This is a genomic window from Enterobacter sp. K16B (assembly GCF_020216105.1).
GTDB classification, from domain to species: Bacteria; Pseudomonadota; Gammaproteobacteria; order Enterobacterales; family Enterobacteriaceae; genus Enterobacter; species Enterobacter sichuanensis.
In genome coordinates this window covers 1-17,480 of sequence record NZ_JAIWJZ010000080.1, presented here as the reverse complement: position 1 = coordinate 17,480, position 17,480 = coordinate 1, and the positions used below count along the sequence as shown (strand labels likewise).

18 protein-coding genes and 1 pseudogene are annotated in these 17,480 nt (G+C 52.0%); 6 read left to right on the top strand and 13 right to left on the bottom strand.

All coding sequences use genetic code 11. The features are described from left to right. Positions 1–39 precede the first annotated feature (39 nt). From LDK53_RS14970 to zapE, 10 genes and pseudogenes are all read right to left on the bottom strand, one after another. Positions 40–717, bottom strand: coding sequence for a DUF1120 domain-containing protein (locus tag LDK53_RS14970; RefSeq protein WP_225287483.1), 678 nt, complete (start codon positions 715–717; stop codon positions 40–42). A gap of 52 nt (positions 718–769) precedes the next feature. After that, positions 770–1,321, bottom strand: coding sequence for a hypothetical protein (locus LDK53_RS14965; protein ID WP_225287482.1), 552 nt, complete (start codon positions 1,319–1,321; stop codon positions 770–772). Beyond that, a complete protein-coding gene (locus LDK53_RS14960) occupies positions 1,318–3,744 on the bottom strand; it encodes a fimbrial biogenesis outer membrane usher protein (RefSeq protein WP_225287481.1) in 2,427 nt (808 codons plus the stop codon). The genes LDK53_RS14965 and LDK53_RS14960 overlap by 4 nt, the downstream gene beginning before the upstream one ends. A gap of 6 nt (positions 3,745–3,750) precedes the next feature. Further along, positions 3,751–4,458, bottom strand: a complete 708-nt coding sequence (locus LDK53_RS14955; protein ID WP_225287480.1) for a fimbria/pilus chaperone family protein — start codon at positions 4,456–4,458, stop codon at positions 3,751–3,753. Positions 4,459–4,566: 108 nt separating this feature from the next. After that, the gene (locus tag LDK53_RS14950; protein ID WP_225287479.1) at positions 4,567–5,238 is read right to left on the bottom strand and encodes a DUF1120 domain-containing protein; all 672 of its coding nucleotides are present in this window, start codon (positions 5,236–5,238) and stop codon (positions 4,567–4,569) included. 427 nt (positions 5,239–5,665) lie between these two features. Then, a pseudogene (gene sspB / locus LDK53_RS14945) lies at positions 5,666–6,162 on the bottom strand (ClpXP protease specificity-enhancing factor). A gap of 5 nt (positions 6,163–6,167) precedes the next feature. Further along, entirely contained in the window at positions 6,168–6,806 is a 639-nt protein-coding gene (gene sspA / locus LDK53_RS14940) for a stringent starvation protein SspA (RefSeq protein WP_025756674.1), read from the bottom strand. 308 nt (positions 6,807–7,114) lie between these two features. Then, positions 7,115–7,507: a 30S ribosomal protein S9 gene (rpsI, locus tag LDK53_RS14935; protein WP_003860436.1), complete on the bottom strand. Its 393-nt coding sequence runs from the start codon at positions 7,505–7,507 to the stop codon at positions 7,115–7,117. A 15-nt stretch (positions 7,508–7,522) separates the two neighbouring features. After that, entirely contained in the window at positions 7,523–7,951 is a 429-nt protein-coding gene (gene rplM, locus LDK53_RS14930; RefSeq protein ID WP_003860434.1) for a 50S ribosomal protein L13, read from the bottom strand. A gap of 292 nt (positions 7,952–8,243) precedes the next feature. After that, positions 8,244–9,368: a cell division protein ZapE gene (gene zapE, locus LDK53_RS14925; protein ID WP_045284729.1), complete on the bottom strand. Its 1,125-nt coding sequence runs from the start codon at positions 9,366–9,368 to the stop codon at positions 8,244–8,246. Positions 9,369–9,557: 189 nt separating this feature from the next. On the opposite strand from zapE, the gene zapG reads away from it, so the two are divergent. The 3 genes from zapG to degS all read left to right on the top strand — a co-directional run bounded on the left by zapG (position 9,558) and on the right by degS (position 12,655). Continuing rightward, positions 9,558–9,956, top strand: coding sequence for a Z-ring associated protein ZapG (gene zapG / locus LDK53_RS14920; RefSeq protein ID WP_008502832.1), 399 nt, complete (start codon positions 9,558–9,560; stop codon positions 9,954–9,956). Between the two features lie 171 nt (positions 9,957–10,127). Continuing rightward, positions 10,128–11,495, top strand: coding sequence for a serine endoprotease DegQ (degQ, locus tag LDK53_RS14915; RefSeq protein ID WP_025756671.1), 1,368 nt, complete (start codon positions 10,128–10,130; stop codon positions 11,493–11,495). Between the two features lie 92 nt (positions 11,496–11,587). After that, the gene (gene degS / locus LDK53_RS14910) at positions 11,588–12,655 is read left to right on the top strand and encodes an outer membrane-stress sensor serine endopeptidase DegS (protein ID WP_045284728.1); all 1,068 of its coding nucleotides are present in this window, start codon (positions 11,588–11,590) and stop codon (positions 12,653–12,655) included. 89 nt (positions 12,656–12,744) lie between these two features. Here the strand turns inward: degS and mdh are convergent, their stop codons facing one another. Continuing rightward, positions 12,745–13,683, bottom strand: a complete 939-nt coding sequence (gene mdh / locus LDK53_RS14905; RefSeq protein WP_225287478.1) for a malate dehydrogenase — start codon at positions 13,681–13,683, stop codon at positions 12,745–12,747. A gap of 395 nt (positions 13,684–14,078) precedes the next feature. On the opposite strand from mdh, the gene argR reads away from it, so the two are divergent. From argR to yhcN (LDK53_RS14890), 3 genes are all read left to right on the top strand, one after another. Continuing rightward, entirely contained in the window at positions 14,079–14,549 is a 471-nt protein-coding gene (gene argR / locus LDK53_RS14900; RefSeq protein ID WP_025756668.1) for a transcriptional regulator ArgR, read from the top strand. A gap of 375 nt (positions 14,550–14,924) precedes the next feature. Continuing rightward, entirely contained in the window at positions 14,925–15,188 is a 264-nt protein-coding gene (gene yhcN, locus LDK53_RS14895; protein ID WP_025756667.1) for a peroxide/acid stress response protein YhcN, read from the top strand. 108 nt (positions 15,189–15,296) lie between these two features. Beyond that, on the top strand, positions 15,297–15,563 hold the full coding sequence (gene yhcN / locus LDK53_RS14890) for a peroxide/acid stress response protein YhcN (RefSeq protein ID WP_045284727.1): 267 nt from the start codon (positions 15,297–15,299) through the stop codon (positions 15,561–15,563). Positions 15,564–15,630: 67 nt separating this feature from the next. Here yhcN (LDK53_RS14890) and LDK53_RS14885 read toward each other — a convergent pair whose 3' ends face one another. Both LDK53_RS14885 and LDK53_RS14880 read right to left on the bottom strand, forming a co-directional pair. Then, a complete protein-coding gene (locus tag LDK53_RS14885; RefSeq protein WP_025756665.1) occupies positions 15,631–15,903 on the bottom strand; it encodes a barstar family protein in 273 nt (90 codons plus the stop codon). A 45-nt stretch (positions 15,904–15,948) separates the two neighbouring features. Next, positions 15,949–17,403, bottom strand: a complete 1,455-nt coding sequence (locus LDK53_RS14880) for an NAD-dependent succinate-semialdehyde dehydrogenase (RefSeq protein WP_225287477.1) — start codon at positions 17,401–17,403, stop codon at positions 15,949–15,951. Between the last annotated feature and the right edge of the window lie 77 nt (positions 17,404–17,480).

Genomic DNA, 17,480 nt, shown 5'->3' with positions numbered 1-17,480 from the left:
AAAATAGCCCGGCGATTGCCGGGCTTATTTTAGAATCGATTAGAGATAAATAAGCGTAAATGTTGCCTGACCGTCAATTGGGGTATCATCGGTAATAGCAAGCGTGTCCGTTCCCTGAATCGCAAGAGCCGTTGTCATTGGAATTACGGCAGTAGAAAATGCCAAGGGTGCGACGTTTTGAGCTGAGGCAGCAACGGTAGAAATACGGTTGCGGTTATATAGTATTTCACCTACCCCCAGATTTGCCCAACTGCTCCCGTTGTCCGAACTATAAACGAAAATTCCCCGTTTACCGTCTATCTGCATGCTCGCTTCATTAACGTATATGCTATAGTTTCCGATGTTTACACCGTCAGCCGTTTTGTTGACGCCAAACAATTTATCTCCGTCGACCACATCCCCGCCACCATTTCTCCCATTAATGACCTTAACAAGTGGCGCAGTACCATTGCGGTCATCCGTGGTAGAAAAAGCAATTTTAGTGGGCGTTACGCAAGTAATAGTCAACGTGAAATCTCTTTTGCCCAGCTGATTGATATCAGTAGCAGAGAGACCTGCCAGAGAAATCGTCCCATAATCAACCGTGCCGCCATTGCTTAGCTCTGGCGTGCAGGATGAATTCGTAAGGTTACCCTGTACTTTCATTACTGCCGTATCAGCTGCAAATGCTGAGTTAACACACAATGCAAGCATTGTGACTAATAATATTTTTTTCATCTGTCAATCCTTAACATATTAAATTACTCTTGTTTATGGGCCATTAAACTTTTTACTTCTTTATTACTGTCCAGCTCAAATCACTTTCTAATGTGGTTTGATCGGAAATATGGCTAAACGCACTATCATTCAGCACAGGGAAAATAGTGACGGTAAAATTCATTTGCTGGCCGCTGGGTACCTGACCGTTTTCAACCGCGATTATCGCCTCGTTACTGTGAATATAAAGCGATGCGCCGTTGTCATTTTCCGGCGTAAGGTTCACCTGATCGGTTGTTTTCCCCACGTTATAGCTTTTCCCGTCAAGCGTCATATTGCTGACTTTGATCGCTACCCCGCCGTTCTGCCCAAACTGAAAACGCCCTTTCTGGCCTGAAGCCCCCTGCACTAACGTCGCCATCTGCTGTTTTTCCGGGCAATAGACGCTGACGTTAATCTCTTTTTCCGGCATTTTGTTCCAGCTTTGCTGACTGGAGATAATGTTGTCACGCCGCATCTGGTGATAATCCACCACCTGCTGAGAGAGCGTTAACTGGCACTCTTCTGCATAAGAAAGACCCGGTAAAACAAGCAGTACTAGCGCCGCCAGACGTTGAATGTTCATCGGCATACTCCGTTAACTTCCTCATAAAAGGCGTCTTCGTCATGCTTTTCAGGAAGTGTGAAATCAAGCCTGCACAGACGTTGGTTGTCATCATTAATGGCATACAGTGCCGTTACCTGATCGGCATCGTTCAGGAACACATGCCCATCATCGACCACCGTGACCACGTAGTTATCTTTGTCATCCACCACGGACAAACCTTTGACTAGCGGCTTACCGTCGGCCTGTTTAATACGTAACATGACCCGACGGCTGTTCAGCACCTTAAAGCTCACTTCACTCACCGAGCCATGCGCAGCCGCAATGTACTTGGTACCGTTTGCCAGGGTCATGCTTTGCGGAAGCTTGTTGGCGTCCACTTCAATGCGCGAGTTACGCCACTCGTTCAAACCAGGGATAACAGCCTGCCCCCAGCGATCGGTCCAGACGGTACCCTGCGGGGTGGTGATCTCCACACCCGCTTTCGGCTCGCTCAGTCTGGCAATCGCGAAGGTATCCTTAATGGAATAAGGCGAGAAGGTGACCCCCTCTTTATGCATGGCAATACCGCCAGACAGCGTCGCACTATAGTTACGCTGGTTATCGCCGCTGGTTCCTCCCCCTACGCTAAGCTGGGTGTAGTGCAGGTTTGTGTTGATGTTGCCGTTAAAATTGTTTTCCTTCGATTCCTGGTCACGGTCGGCGGAAATATAGTAGTGGGTGTCATCACCCAGCGCTCCGCTGTTCGCCAGACCGTAGCTGGTGCTGTCGCCCTGCTTGCGCATATAGGAACTCAGACTCTGCGTTCCCCCTAATGGAATACTGAGGTTGATGTATAAAAGATCGTCATTCCGATCGTCATCGGTATTCCCTACCGCGCTTTGCCAGTTCACGTTGACCGAGGCATATTTGAAAGTCTTACCCCATGTCAGCAGTAAATAGCGAGAATCCTCACCATCCCCTGCGGCCTGGTTGTAGCTGAAGCCCGCGCTGAATGTCCCGGCCAGCGGCGTCGACCAGCGAAGATTGGCAGAATAACTGTTGTCATACCCCTGATAATCATCGTCCATGGCGTCCGCCAGCTCCCGATAATCACCGCTGTAGTGCGCAACGCTGCCCGAGAGCCCCACATTCTCGGTAAGGGAATAATCGCTCTGTAACTCGTTTTTGATGCCGCTATCACTGTCACCAAACTGCGCCTTGCTGGCAGCCATGCTGGTTGATACGCTCCAGCTGTCGGTGACCATAAACTCAGTGCGCGCCCCTACAGCCTGGTACTCTTCAGCCACCACACCGGAGGCAAGCAGATTCATCCAGGGGAAAATTCGCCAGCCATCGGAGACGTTGAAAACCAGCGGATCGCTGTAGTCACTGTCGATATCCCTCACCTGACCTGCCGACACGGTCAAACCGGTGGGCCGTGAAAGGTTTTGCGCTTTTACGGATGCGGCAGGAACAATGTAGTGATTGGTCGAACCGTCAGACTCCACAACGGTGACGTCCAGATCGACGTTATTGCGCACCATCGGGACATCATCCAGGGTAAACGGCCCGGCCGGAACCAGAGTGTTAAAGATAAGTCGTCCGTTCTGACGAACCTCCACGCGGGCCTGTGATGTCCGGGCGATACCGGATACGCTGACGCCGGAGCCCTCTTTCTGCAATCCGCTGGTCGGCATAAACTGCACACCGGTTATTGGGACGCCGCTGAGCACGTCGGACATGGCGTTAACTTCCCCTACCTGCATGGTCAGGCGCTGGGGAACAAAGACATGCTCAGCATAGGTATAGAGACTCTCTGCGTTTCGGGCACCGTTATCATCCGTCAGGATATACCGGCTGCGCAGAGACCAGTCCATGGTATTGAATCCCGCCTCCAGGCTTGCCTGAGAGTAGCGGTGACTGCTGCTGTCGCTTCCACTGTAGTCACTTTTGGTGCTGAAGAGCGAGTAGTTCAGCAAGCCTGCCGTGCCGCCATGCTGGAAGTTTTTAACGTCAGCGCTCAGGCTATTAAGTGCTTCCGCAGGCAGATACAGCTCGACTGCCTCCTGGTTTGGCAAGGGGTTGATCACGGCCTGGGCATAATCACTGCGTAGATCATGACAGGCCTCAGTCGCCTTTATGGAAACAGGCATCAGTCCCGCAAATTGCAGAAAATCGTTATCAACGCACATCGTACCGTCTTCGCTGAAGCGTACGGCTGAGGTTCCACGGTCGTTACCGTTCACTTTAACCGAAACTGAATGCGTGCCCGGTAAAAAACGTGGAGCTTCGGCAAAGTAACGGTTTAGATCGGCACCCAGGCCACGAGACTTGAGGATGTCGGTATCAAACGTCACCTCTCGTGCCAACAGAGAGGTGGAATCAAACAGTACCAGAGGAATTGCGCTATAAATCACAGCGCGCACAAAAAGTGCAAGTTGGCTTTTTTGACGCACCGCCATAATCCTTTATTTTTTACTCAGATCCGTAATGAAGCTTGGGACTTCAACGCCATAGCGGCTGGCAGGGAAGAACTTCACTTTCGTGTTTCCGCTAACGGACTTGCCCATGGAAACCGTCATGGTTTCACCGGGCAAAATATAGGTTTTAGCAAGAGAGCCGCTGATGCCAGAAGGCTGCAGCACCACGTTCTGCGCCAGGCGCACAACATACTTGCTTGGGTTTTTCAGCGTGACGGAGGTGCCTGAGGCCGTCCATTCAAGGTATTTCCAGGCATCCGTTACCACTGCCAGCTTCGCAGGGCGAATCAGCACAGGGAGATCCTGACGAATATTGATGCCAATTTTGATTTTGTTATCGTCGCTCTTCGGTGGGATACCTTCAAAGGTCACACGTTTATAGTGTTCTACATCCAGCGGTTTGCTGGTTTGCAGAATGAAACGCAGCTGCTGTGTCTGACCGGGTTCAAGACGCACGACGGGCTGGGTAGCAACCAGCTTCAGACCTTTATCATCAGGCAGATCCACCACATCGGTATACAGCAGTGACGGATGACTATCGGTATTTTTGACGTTGATGGTGCCACTGTGAGTCGCTTCATCAATAATAAGCAGACTGGTTTCCGGCACCATACCGGCAGCATGCACGGCAAACTGTGCAGAAAATAGCGCAGCTGCGGTGAGCATTTTCACTAAAACTGATTTAGAGTATGTCATATCTATATTCCTTGAAAGCACGACTTAACGCTCCATGTTTATGGCGCTTCGTCGAGAGAAATTATTTCATCTCTGGACGAGATTTAACTCACTTTAAATTTGAAACGATTACAGGTATTTAAGACTTATCGTCAACTGACCATCCAGCCGGGTGTCATCGGTAATACCGAGCGTCGTGGTATTTTGAATAGCCAAAGATGTTACCAGCGGAAATGTTGCTGTCTGGAAAGCAAGCGGGTCGACACTTCCCGATAATGCGACAGTAATATTGCGACTATTTTCACCCTGGCTTGAACCATCAGTACTTTTAGCCCAGGTTGTTGAACCATTCTGCTGATATATAGGATCGACAATTTTTCCGTCAGCAGTAATGCTATTTACTTTCATAAACATGGCATAAGAGCCAATGTTCACCGTGCCTGCTTTCCCCAGCCCGTAAGTCTGGTTAGCCGCACTTTGCGCCCCACCGGTAAATGTCCCGGTAGAGACGGTTAAACCCACGTTAGAATCGGCACGATCGTCTATCAGATTCCAGGCTACTTTTGTTGCTTCCGTACAGGTAATCGTGAGTTCGATATTCCTTTGTCCGAGCTGGTTCACGTTGGTGGATGACAATTCACCCAGGCGGATGTTGCCATAGTCAACCACCCCGCCATTACTAAACTCAGGTGTACAGGCTGAGCTCGTCAACGTCCCTTTAATTTTCAGTATCGCGGTTTCGGAGGCAAACGTGGAACTTACGCAAAGGAATAATGTTGCAGCCAATAGAATTTTATTCATGAGTTAATCCTTAACTTATGAGTCATCGCAAATACAATATCGACGTAAACAATCCCTGTTTGTCGCTATCATCCCCGTATGCAGAAAGCATGTCGCGATAATATAGAAATCCTAAATACAAGCAAATCAGGTTTATTAATTATTCTTTTTAGATTTACTAAATTTATAAATGAGTTTGATAAAAGAGGCGATTCAACACTTTTACAGGCCATTTATATTCACCATGTATATTGCTTGCATTAAGTGATTACGAATGCACTCTTTTTCAAAACTTTCATTCATTTGGAATAATGCATTGCACTGTCTTAATTTCAAACAAACCTATACAGGGTAAAAATATGCTTTCAGCATGCAACCAAATATTTACATCGATAACAAAAAAATCCAGCCGACTGACGAGGGCTGGATTTTATAAGGGATGAATCCGTTATTTTACTACTCTGAGAGCAGGACGCCCCCCCGCGGTGGCGGATCGTCATCCGGATCGTTATCATCCTGGTGATCGGGTTTGTCACCGTCAATAACGGACATGACCGTGTCGCTTTCACGCTCCCCGGCGTTATCGTCATCATTCAGGCTGGCAACGTCTTCATCGTAAGCCGCTTCCGGCTCGAACATGGTACCCGCACCATTTTCACGCGCATAGATAGCCAGCACGGCAGCCAGCGGCACCGATACCTGACGCGGCACACCACCGAAACGCGCGTTAAAGCGGACTTCGTCGTTGGCCAGTTCCAGGTTTCCCACTGCTCGCGGCGCAATATTCAGCACGATCTGTCCGTCGCGTGCGTATTCCATCGGAACCAGCACGCCCGGCAACGTCACATCCACTACCAGGTGCGGCGTGAGCTGGTTATCCAGCAGCCATTCATAGAAGGCGCGCAGCAGATACGGACGGCGTGGGGTGAGTTGTGACATTTCCACAGTCATTAGCCTCGGCCGAGACGCATTTCACGTTCCGGTTCAGTTAAAGATGCCAGGAAAGAGTCGCGTTCAAAGACGCGAGTCATGTAGCCCTTCAGCTCTTTGGCGCCAGGGCCGCTGAATTCAACACCCAGGGTTGGCAGACGCCACAACAGCGGCGCCAGGTAGCAATCCACCAGGCTGAACTCATCGCTCAGGAAGAACGGTTTCTGGCCAAACACAGGGGCAATAGCCAGAAGCTCTTCACGCAGTTGCTTACGCGCAGCGTCAGCTTCCGCAGCGGAACCGCTGGTAATCACGTTCATCAGCGAGTACCAGTCTTTCTCGATACGCTGCATGTACAGGCGGCTTTCACCACGCGCGACAGGGTAAACAGGCATCAGCGGCGGATGCGGGAAACGCTCATCCAGATATTCCATAATGATACGGGATTCCCACAGGGTCAGCTCGCGATCCACCAGCGTCGGTACGCTTTGGCTCGGGTTGAGATCGATCAGATCCTGAGGCGGGTTATCCTTTTCCACATGCTCGATCTCAAAACTGACACCCTTCTCGGCCAGCACGATACGAACCTGATGGCTATAAATGTCAGTAGGACCAGAAAACAGCGTCATTACCGAACGTTTGTTGGCAGCGACAGCCATGAAAACCTCCAGGTATATTCAGAATTTTTACTGCTACCGGCCCAACAGGGGCCAGCCAGATGTTGTATCGCCCATCCCAGAGAAAACACATTGTTCAAGAATCGAACAAAAAGCGAGTATTCACCGATATTTGGGCAGAAAATTGGATGATAGTTTACCAGATTTTGATGGCTTTGTGGTGAGGGGATTCTGGAAATGTGGAAAAAGAGAAGATATATGCATTGATATTGTGGATAACCTGCGCATTATCCATAAAAAAACCCGCCGAAGCGGGTTTTTCGCCAATCGTTCTGCGCAAGCAGAATGGATTAACGTTTGGAGAACTGTGGACGACGACGTGCTTTACGCAGACCCACTTTCTTACGTTCAACCTGACGAGCGTCACGAGTAACGAAGCCAGCTTTACGCAGTTCAGAACGCAGGGATTCGTCGTACTCCATCAGAGCGCGGGTGATACCGTGACGGATCGCACCTGCCTGACCGGAGATACCACCACCTTTAACAGTGATGTACAGATCCAGTTTTTCTACCATATCAACCAGTTCCAGCGGCTGGCGAACTACCATGCGGGCAGTTTCGCGACCGAAGTACTGTTCCAGAGAACGCTGGTTGATAACGATTTTACCACTGCCCGGTTTGATGAAAACGCGAGCTGCGGAACTTTTGCGGCGACCAGTGCCGTAGTATTGATTTTCAGCCATTGCCTATAATCCCGATTAGATGTCAAGAACTTGCGGTTGCTGTGCCGCGTGGTTGTGCTCGTTGCCTGCGTAAACTTTCAGTTTACGGAACATAGCACGACCCAGCGGGCCTTTTGGCAGCATGCCTTTAACCGCGATTTCAATCACACGCTCAGGACGGCGGGCAATCATCTCTTCAAAGGTCGCTTCTTTGATACCACCGATGTGGCCGGTGTGGTGGTAGTACATTTTGTCAGTACGCTTGTTGCCGGTTACAGCAACTTTATCAGCGTTCAGAACGATGATGTAATCACCGGTATCAACGTGCGGAGTGTATTCCGCTTTATGCTTACCGCGCAGGCGACGAGCCAGTTCAGTAGCCAGACGGCCCAGAGTTTTACCGGTCGCGTCAACAACATACCAGTCGCGCTGTACGGTTTCTGGTTTAGCTGTAAAAGTTTTCATTAAAAGCTTACCCAAATAATAAGTTACACGTTGGTGAACACCCAAACGTTTAGTCAGTTGAGGTTCACACGACAAAGTCCGGCAAACCTACCCCTTCGAATAGCTCATGCCGACACATAGAAAGTTTCGGGAAAAAAACCTTCTCGTAACGTGGGGTCGCAAGATTATAGAGAAGTTGAGGTCAAAGATCGACCCTTAAATGTGATTTGGAATGGGTTTTTCGAGGGTGGGTATTGTGCGGTCTGATGCCCTCACCCCCAGCCCCTCTCCCACAGGGAGAGGGTGGCATTTATTATGGCATATGCTCAAGCTTCAGGTATTCCTCGCTCTGCATCTCCTGCAGGCGCGAGAGGCAGCGCTGGAACTCAAACTTCAGCCTTTCCCCCTGGTAGATCTCATATAAAGGTACCTCGGCGCTGACCACCAGCTTGACGTGACGCTCATAAAACTCGTCCACCAGCGCAATGAAGCGCCGTGCTTCGCTCTCCATCAGCCGGGTCATCACCGGCACATCCAGCACCATCACGGTGTGGAACAGACGCGAAAGCGCAATGTAGTCATGCTGACTGCGGGCATCTACGCAGAGCGTCGTAAAGGAGACCGCCAGCGTTTGGTTCTCAACACCGAGGGTGGGCAACGGGCGATGGTTAATCTCAAGTTCCGGGGCATGCTCGCGCTTTGCCCCCGCCAGCGCCAGCCACAGTTTGTCCATCTGGCGGGTGGTCTCGGTATTTAACGGTGAAAGCCACAGGTGCGCCTGGGTCAACGTGCGCAGGCGGTAATCCACCCCAGCATCCACGTTCATGATGTCGCAGTGCTGCTTGATGGCGTCAATCGCAGGCAGGAAGCGAGCCCGCTGCAGGCCATTGCGGTACAGCTCGTCCGGCGGGATATTCGAGGTAGCAACCAGCGTAATCCCGCGGGCAAATAACGCTTTCATCAGGCCGCCTAACAGCATGGCATCGGTGATATCAGAGACAAAAAACTCATCAAAGCAGAGCACGTCCGTTTCCGCCTTGAATCTGTCGGCCACAATCTCCAGGGGATCGCTTTTACCCTGCAGCGCCGTCAGCTCTTCATGCACCCGCAGCATAAAACGATGGAAGTGCAGACGCTGTTTACGCGCTCCCGGCAGGCTCAGATAGAACAGATCCATCAGCCAGGTTTTTCCCCGCCCGACACCGCCCCACATATATAAACCGCGCACCGGCGTGTGCTCCGGTGGCGCTTTTTTACCGAGTAACCGCCCAAACGCCGCCTTTAGCCCACTGCTCTGCTCTGTTTCAGCGGGTCTGGCCGTGAGCGCCTGATAAATCATCTCCAGACGGCTCACCGCCTCACGTTGAACGTCATCCGGCTGATGCGTGCCCTCGTTAAGGGCCAGTTGATATCGTGATGCAGGGGACAGGTTTTGCATAATCTTATTGTTATTCCTTCAATTAACGCTCATCAGCAGGCGTGACTGATGAAAAAAAGGCCGTTCTACACTACGCGATGATACGTCAGGATTCCACTTCTGCGGAAATAGCGGTTATAGTGGCATTATCAGGCACAGGCAGGAGCCGAGCCAACACCCTACGGAACAACAAGACAACGGGAGAAGTTCATGACCTGGGAATATGCGCTAATCGGTTTAGTCGTCGGCATCGTCATTGGTGCTGTGGCCATGCGTTTCGGTAACCGCAAATTGCGTCAGCAGCAGTCACTGCAGTACGAACTGGAAAAGAACAAAGCCGAGCTGGAAGAGTATCGTGAAGAGCTGGTCAGCCACTTTGCCCGTAGCGCCGAGCTGCTGGACAACATGGCGACCGACTATCGTCAGCTGTATCAACATATGGCCAAAAGCTCCAGCAGCCTGCTGCCGGAAATGACGGCGGAAACCAACCCGTTCCGCAACCGTCTGGCAGACTCTGAAGCCGGTAACGATCAGGCCCCTGTCCAGATGCCTCGCGACTATTCAGATGGCGCGTCCGGCCTGCTGCGCGGCGGTGTAAAACGCGATTAATCGCACAACCTGAATTTATTTTACGGGCGCAGCGATTGCGCCCGTCCTTTCTTCATGACCCCAGCTATCATTTAGTTAAACACCTCATTGTTCAGCGGTTTAAAATTCAATAACATCAACGTGTTTTTAGGGCCGTTTTTCCTTTATTCCAGGTTACGAGAGTCAACATCGATGAAGAAAAAAAACCAGCTGTTGAGCGCTATCGCGTTAAGTGTCGGGTTATCTCTCTCGGCGTCCTTCCCCGTAGTGGCCGCCATTCCCTCCCAGGTGCCCGGGCAAGCGGCCGTTCCAAGCCTCGCCCCCATGCTGGAAAAAGTGTTGCCGGCGGTCGTTAGCGTACAGGTTGAAGGCACGGCCGTACAAAGCCAACGCGTCCCTGAAGAACTGAAAAAATATTTTGGCGATGAGGCTCCCGACCAGCAGGCTCAGCCTTTTGAAGGCCTGGGTTCAGGCGTCATTATTGATGCAGCCAAAGGCTATATTCTGACTAACAACCATGTCATCAGCCAGGCTGATAAAATCAGCGTTCTGCTTAATGATGGGCGCGAGTTTGATGCCAAACTGATTGGCGGCGATGACCAGAGCGACATCGCGCTGTTGCAGGTTCAAAACCCCAGCAACCTGACCCAGATTGCCATCGCGGATTCCGACAAACTGCGCGTCGGTGATTTTGCCGTCGCCGTGGGCAACCCCTTTGGTTTAGGGCAGACCGCGACGTCCGGGATCGTCTCGGCGCTGGGCCGCAGCGGCCTGAATCTGGAAGGGCTGGAAAACTTTATCCAGACCGATGCCTCAATCAACCGCGGGAACTCCGGCGGGGCATTGCTCAACCTTAACGGCGAGCTGATTGGGATCAACACCGCGATCCTGGCCCCGGGCGGCGGCAGCATTGGGATCGGTTTTGCTATTCCGAGCAATATGGCCAAAACCCTGGCGCAGCAACTCATCCAGTTCGGCGAGGTCAAACGTGGGCTGCTGGGTATCAAAGGAATGGAGATGAGCGCGGATATTGCAAAGGCGTTCAATATTAACGTGCAGCGCGGGGCGTTCGTCAGTGAAGTGCTGCCAAACTCCGGCTCGGCAAAAGCGGGCGTGAAGTCGGGGGACGTGATCGTCAGCCTGAACGATAAACCGCTGAGCAGCTTTGCAGAACTGCGCTCGCGGATTGCCACAACCGAACCCGGCGCCAAAGTGAAGCTGGGCCTGATCCGCGACGGCAAGCCGCTCAGTGTTGAAGTGACGCTGGATAAGAGCACCTCTTCCTCCGCCAGTGCGGAGCTTATCGCTCCAGCGCTGCAGGGGGCTACGTTGAGCGACGGGCAGTTGAAAGACGGGACGAAGGGGATCACCATCGACACCGTTGAGAAGAGCAGCCCTGCCGCGCAGGCCGGATTGCATCAGGATGACGTTATCATTGGTGTAAACCGTAATCGCGTGCAGTCCATTGCTGAACTGCGCAAGCTGCTGGAAAGTAAACCGGCTGTGATTGCCCTGCAGGTTATGCGTGGCAATGAGTCTATCTATATTCTGTTGCGCTAAGCATTTGCGATCCCGGACATCACCGCTGCGTGTGATGTCCGGATAACTCATGTTATGCTGCAAATCGTTCCTTTTTTCACGACACGCGCATCATGCTTTTAAAGCTCTTACGTTCTATTGTCATCGGTTTGATTGTCGCTGGCCTGCTGCTGCTGGCGCTGCCGTCTTTACGTCAGTTCAATAAACTGTCGGCTCCCCAGTTTGATAGCACGGATGAAACACCGGCCACCTATAACCAGGCCGTTCGCCGTGCCGCACCTGCCGTCGTCAACGTCTATAACCGTGGTCTCAATACCTCAGCCCATAACCAGCTGGAGATTCGTACCCTCGGCTCCGGGGTGATTATGGACGAGCGGGGCTACATTATTACCAACAAGCACGTGATTAACGATGCCGATCAGATCATCGTCGCCCTGCAGGATGGCCGCGTGTTTGAGGCGTTACTTGTGGGGTCGGATAGCCTGACCGACCTGGCTGTTCTGAAAATTAACGCTACGGGCGGTTTACCGGTTATCCCGATCAACCGTAAACGTACCCCGCATATTGGTGACGTCGTACTGGCTATCGGCAACCCTTACAACCTGGGCCAGACCATCACCCAGGGGATTATCAGCGCGACCGGTCGTATTGGTCTCAACCCATCGGGACGGCAGAACTTCCTGCAAACCGATGCCTCAATCAACCACGGTAACTCCGGTGGCGCGCTGGTCAACTCGCTGGGTGAGCTGATGGGCATCAATACCCTCTCGTTCGATAAGAGTAACGACGGAGAGACGCCGGAAGGGATCGGCTTCGCCATTCCGTTCCAGCTGGCAACCAAAATTATGGATAAGCTGATCCGCGATGGCCGTGTGATCCGCGGCTATATCGGTATCGGCGGCCGTGAAATTGCGCCTATGCATACCCAGGGCGGCGGTATCGATCAGATTCAGGGCATCGTGGTCAACGAGGTCGCACCGGGAGGTCCGGCGGCTAACGCGGGAATTCAGGTCAATGATGTCATTGTGTCGGTCAACGGCACGCCGGCGGTTTCTGCGCTGGAGACCATGGACCAGGTGGCAGAAATTCGCCCGGGTTCCATCATCCCTGTAGAAGTCATGCGCAACGATAAGAAACTGACGCTGCATGTGACCATTCAGGAATACCCGGCCACCAACTGACAGCCATAAAAAAACCGAAGCCAGTAAGTGCTTCGGTTTTTTTGCCGGGTGGCGCTAACGCTTACCCGGCCTACAAAAGCGGGTTCGTTTTACTTGTTAACGAACTCTTCGCCCAGGGTGATATCTTTCTTCAGCGTATCCAGCATGCCTTCCATCGCGTGTTGTTCAAACGCGCTCAGCGTGCCAATCGGCTTACGCTCTTCGATACCGTTTTTACCCAGCAGCAGCGTCTGAGAGAAGAAACGAGCGTGTTCGCCATCACCTTCAACGTAAGCGCATTCGACCACGCCTTTCTCGCCCTGCAGCGCGCGAACCAGTGACAGACCGAAGCGCGCAGCCGCCTGGCCCATAGACAGAGTTGCAGAACCGCCACCCGCCTTCGCTTCCACCACTTCGGTGCCCGCGTTCTGGATGCGTTTGGTCAGATCAGCCACTTCCTGCTCGGTGAAGCTCACGCCAGGGATCTGTGACAGCAGAGGCAGAATGGTGACGCCAGAATGTCCGCCAATGACCGGGACTTCAATGTCAGTTGGCTGTTTGCCTTTCAGCTCAGCAACAAACGTGTTGGAGCGGATGATATCCAGCGTGGTCACGCCGAACAGTTTGTTCTTGTCGTAAACACCCGCTTTCTTCAGCACTTCTGCCGCGATAGCAACGGTGGTGTTCACCGGGTTAGTGATGATACCGATGCACGCTTTCGGGCAGACTTCTGCGATCTGCTGCACCAGATTTTTCACGATGCCCGCGTTGACGTTGAACAGGTCTGAACGATCCATACCTGGCTTACGCGCCACGCCTGCAGAAATCAGCACCACGTCTGCACCCTGCAGGGCAGGACGCGCGTCTTCACCGGAGAAGCCTTTGATTTTTACAGCGGTCGGGATGTGGCTCAGGTCAACCGCCACACCTGGGGTTACCGGAGCAATATCGTACAGGGAGAGTTCTGAGCCTGAAGGCAGTTGGGTTTTCAGTAGTAGGGCAAGCGCCTGGCCGATACCACCAGCAGCGCCGAGGACTGCGACTTTCATCCTAAACTCCTTATTATGGTTAACTTAAGTATCTGTAAATCCGTTGCGGCGACCATAATTCAGCAAGTGTTTAATTACAATTTTCGTAGCTAAAGAATTTGAGGTCGCGCGACTTTATCTCTCTTCAGATGGCTCTGACGACAGACGGCAACGCATTAAGAGGGGGTTACAATACACCCTGCCCCGCCACCAAAACAACATCATTTTGATAACATTTAATTTACTTTTAAGCTTATTTGCGCGGCGTGACCCAGGCATGTTTTCTGATAACGAAATCTGATAAAATCACTCCCTTTCATAACATTATTTCAGGCTGCTGCCTGGTAGATAATTTGCATAAAAATTCATCCACATGCATAATAATGTTGTTTCTATCGTCATATTCCGGGTGACTTATGCGAAGCTCGTCTAAGCAAGAAGAATTAGTCAAGGCGTTCAAAGCGCTACTCAAAGAAGAGAAATTCAGTTCTCAGGGAGAAATTGTTCAGGCGCTGCAGGAACAAGGCTTCGATAACATCAATCAGTCGAAAGTCTCCCGCATGTTAACCAAGTTTGGTGCGGTACGTACCCGCAATGCCAAAATGGAGATGGTCTATTGCCTGCCTGCGGAACTTGGCGTGCCAACCACCTCCAGCCCGCTCAAGAACCTGGTTCTCGATATCGACTACAACGACGCTGTTGTGGTGATCCACACAAGCCCGGGTGCTGCGCAGCTGATTGCCCGCATGCTGGACTCGTTGGGTAAAACGGAGGGTATTCTCGGCACCATCGCCGGTGATGACACCATCTTTACCACTCCGGCTAACGGATTCTCGGTGAAAGACCTCCACGAAGCGATTCTGGTGCTGTTCGAACAGGAACTGTAATCCTCTCTCCCCGTAGCACCGCTGCGGGGATCGTTCTGCTCCCCCTCTTTTTCTCCCGCTATTCCACTGCCCCTGCTTTGACAAATAGTGCTTTTTACCACCCTTTAACATTCACTTGGTGAATGATAAATCAAAAAATCGCACAAAATATCAAAATCAAATATCCATATGATTTAATTAGAGATAACCACGCTTAGCGAACAAAAAACAGTCAATCTTATGCGTTTTGGTTATTAAAAAAAGACCGGTTAACACGTAATAACAATAGAAATCATTAGTCTGGTATTAATTTTTTCCGTTATTAGTGTATACTTGATTTTGTGATGAGGGTCACGAAACAAGACCCCACTAAAAAATTCGACGAGGTAAAGAATCATGAAAATCAAAACCACTGTAGCGACGCTGAGCGTCCTGTCTGTCCTGTCATTCGGTGCTTTCGCAGCGGACTCCATCAATGCCGAACAGGCGCAATCCCGCCAGGCAATCGGTACGGTTTCAGTCGGCGCGATCGGCACGTCTCCGATGGACATGCATGAAATGCTGAACAAAAAAGCGGAAGAACAGGGTGCGTCATCCTATCGCATCATTGAAGCGCGTTCAGGTGACCACTGGCACGCTACTGCTGAGCTGTATAAATAAGTTTTAGTAATAACTGAATACGTAAATCTCCACTCAACGGCACCAGGCATAAAAATAGCGGTTCAACCCTTCTCGCCGTTGAGCAAAACCTCTTCAGGAGTAAAGACTATGAAAACTAAATTGATCATCGCAACCCTCGGTCTGGCATCGGTTCTCTCTTTCGGCGCAAGCGCAGCCGTTCAGCAGGTGAACGCAGACCAGGCACAAAATCTGCAGCCTATGGGCAGTGTGTCCGTAACATCCGTTACCGGCTCGCCGATGGATATTCGTTCCGAACTTGCCGCCAAAGCTGAAAAAGCAGGCGCCAGCAGCTATCGTGTCACCGAACTGAATCAAGGTGACCACTGGCATGCTACGGCAGAACTGTACAAATAAACCCTCGTCGTATCTCATCATACGACTTGCCCCTGGCCTCATGGTCAGGGGCTTTTTTTTATCTCTTTCAATGCCGCGCGTTAAAACGCAGTTGCCCTTCCAGCTCTTCTTCCGCCTCATCGAACAGTAATATCAGTGCGCCAAAACGTCTGCGCAGCTTATCGGGCAAATGGATGAACTCGATCTCCAGCGGTAGCGGCAACAGGCTACCGGTCACCACATCCCACAGCGTATCCAGATTCGTCACGCTTTGCCGTTCAAGATCAAACACCCGGATAAATTCACGATAGAAGTCTTCCTGACTGTCGATCTCGTCAAAATCAAAGGTATAGGTTTTCATTGCCAGCCACCCAGTCCAGGCGAGCGCCATCTGCCGCCCTGTCTATTATAATCCCCCGATATGCAGGGTTTTCACTTCCAGATACTCTTCCAGCCCCAGTACGGAGCCCTCACGTCCCAGCCCTGACTCTTTGACGCCACGAAATGGCCCCAGCTCCGTGGAGACGGCGCACTCGTTAATGCCAATCATCCCGCTCTCGATGGCCTGCGAAACGCGGAATACCCGCGAAAGGTTCTGGGTGTAGAAGTAAGCCGCCAGCCCATACGGCGTGTTGTTGGCACGCTGGATCACTTCATCTTCCGAGGTAAAACGGAAGCAGGCCGCCACGGGGCCAAACGTCTCTTCTTCTGCGAGTTTCATCCCTTCATGGCAGTCACCCAGTACGGTTGGCATCCAGAAGTTCCCGCCCAGCGGGTGCGGTTTGCCGCCCGCCAGAACGGTCGCGCCCCGGGCAACAGCATCCTCAACGTGCTCGCGCACTTTGTTCACCGCCGAAGGTTCGATCAGCGGGCCAACGACAACCCCCTCTTCCAGGCCATTCCCGACCTTCAGCGCCGTGACCGCATCGGCCAGTTTATTGACAAACTTGTCATAGACGGTTTCCTGAATATAGAAGCGGTTAACGCTGACGCAGACCTGCCCGGCATTACGGAATTTATTGGCGATGGCCCCTTTAACAGCCGCATCGATGTCCGCATCCTCAAACACGATATACGGCGCATTTCCCCCCAGCTCCATGGAGACTTTCTTCATCGTTTCTGCGGCATTACGCACCAGCGTTTTGCCAACGGCGGTCGAACCGGTAAAGGAAATTTTGCGCACCTCCCGGCTTGCCATAATTGCGTCGCTGATCTCATGCGTATTCCCGGCCACGGCGTTGAGGACGCCGTCAGGCACACCGGCCTGTTTTGCCAGCGTAAGCAGCGCAAAAGCACTGAGCGGTGTGTTATTTGCCGGTTTGATGACCCCGGTACATCCCGCAGCCAGGGCCGGACCTAACTTGCGAGTGAGCATCGCCATCGGGAAGTTCCACGGCGTAATCGCCGCAACCACACCCACGGGTTCCCGGGTCGCCAGAATGCGCGAGCCGGGTTTGATAGGGGGAATAATTTCCCCGTTTGCGCGCTTGGCTTCTTCGGCAAACCACTGGATAAAGCTGGCAGCGTACTCTACTTCGCCTTCCGCTTCTTTCAGGGGTTTACCCTGCTCGGTCGTCATTAAGCGACCGAGCCAGCTTTTATTCTCAATAATCAGCTCGTACCAACGATAGAGAATGGCAGATCGCTCCTTCGCGGTTTTGGCGCGCCATGCCGGGAAGGCTTTAGCGGCCGCTGCGATAGCGTCTTCGGTTTCCGCTTTGCCGGCTTTCGCCACTCTGGCGATGACCTCACCGGTCGCGGGGTTCAGCACATCAAACGTTGTGTCCAACGTTTTCCAGATCCCGTTGACCAGATAACCGGTCTGAAAAAGGATGTGGTCCTGTAGCGCCTGGGTCGTCATATGCCCTCCCTTTCTGAAGTGTAAGAACATGCTGGAATTAAGTATAGCCACAAAAAAACCGACGCTTTTGGCGTCGG

Bases quoted from the DNA above. Each gene is read 5' to 3' on its own strand.
- LDK53_RS14950 (WP_225287479.1), bottom strand. From the start codon at position 5,238: ATGAATAAAATTCTATTGGCTGCAACATTATTCCTTTGCGTAAGTTCC.
- rplM (WP_003860434.1), bottom strand. From the start codon at position 7,951: ATGAAAACTTTTACAGCTAAACCAGAAACCGTACAGCGCGACTGGTAT.
- LDK53_RS14960 (WP_225287481.1), bottom strand. From the start codon at position 3,744: ATGGCGGTGCGTCAAAAAAGCCAACTTGCACTTTTTGTGCGCGCTGTG.
- LDK53_RS14885 (WP_025756665.1), bottom strand. From the start codon at position 15,903: ATGAAAACCTATACCTTTGATTTTGACGAGATCGACAGTCAGGAAGAC.
- zapE (WP_045284729.1), bottom strand. From the start codon at position 9,368: ATGCAAAACCTGTCCCCTGCATCACGATATCAACTGGCCCTTAACGAG.
- sspA (WP_025756674.1), bottom strand. From the start codon at position 6,806: ATGGCTGTCGCTGCCAACAAACGTTCGGTAATGACGCTGTTTTCTGGT.
- LDK53_RS14880 (WP_225287477.1), bottom strand. From the start codon at position 17,403: ATGACGACCCAGGCGCTACAGGACCACATCCTTTTTCAGACCGGTTAT.
- degQ (WP_025756671.1), top strand. From the start codon at position 10,128: ATGAAGAAAAAAAACCAGCTGTTGAGCGCTATCGCGTTAAGTGTCGGG.
- yhcN (WP_045284727.1), top strand. From the start codon at position 15,297: ATGAAAACTAAATTGATCATCGCAACCCTCGGTCTGGCATCGGTTCTC.
- zapG (WP_008502832.1), top strand. From the start codon at position 9,558: ATGACCTGGGAATATGCGCTAATCGGTTTAGTCGTCGGCATCGTCATT.
- LDK53_RS14965 (WP_225287482.1), bottom strand. From the start codon at position 1,321: ATGAACATTCAACGTCTGGCGGCGCTAGTACTGCTTGTTTTACCGGGT.
- argR (WP_025756668.1), top strand. From the start codon at position 14,079: ATGCGAAGCTCGTCTAAGCAAGAAGAATTAGTCAAGGCGTTCAAAGCG.
- LDK53_RS14970 (WP_225287483.1), bottom strand. From the start codon at position 717: ATGAAAAAAATATTATTAGTCACAATGCTTGCATTGTGTGTTAACTCA.
- yhcN (WP_025756667.1), top strand. From the start codon at position 14,925: ATGAAAATCAAAACCACTGTAGCGACGCTGAGCGTCCTGTCTGTCCTG.
- mdh (WP_225287478.1), bottom strand. From the start codon at position 13,683: ATGAAAGTCGCAGTCCTCGGCGCTGCTGGTGGTATCGGCCAGGCGCTT.
- degS (WP_045284728.1), top strand. From the start codon at position 11,588: ATGCTTTTAAAGCTCTTACGTTCTATTGTCATCGGTTTGATTGTCGCT.
- LDK53_RS14955 (WP_225287480.1), bottom strand. From the start codon at position 4,458: ATGACATACTCTAAATCAGTTTTAGTGAAAATGCTCACCGCAGCTGCG.
- rpsI (WP_003860436.1), bottom strand. From the start codon at position 7,507: ATGGCTGAAAATCAATACTACGGCACTGGTCGCCGCAAAAGTTCCGCA.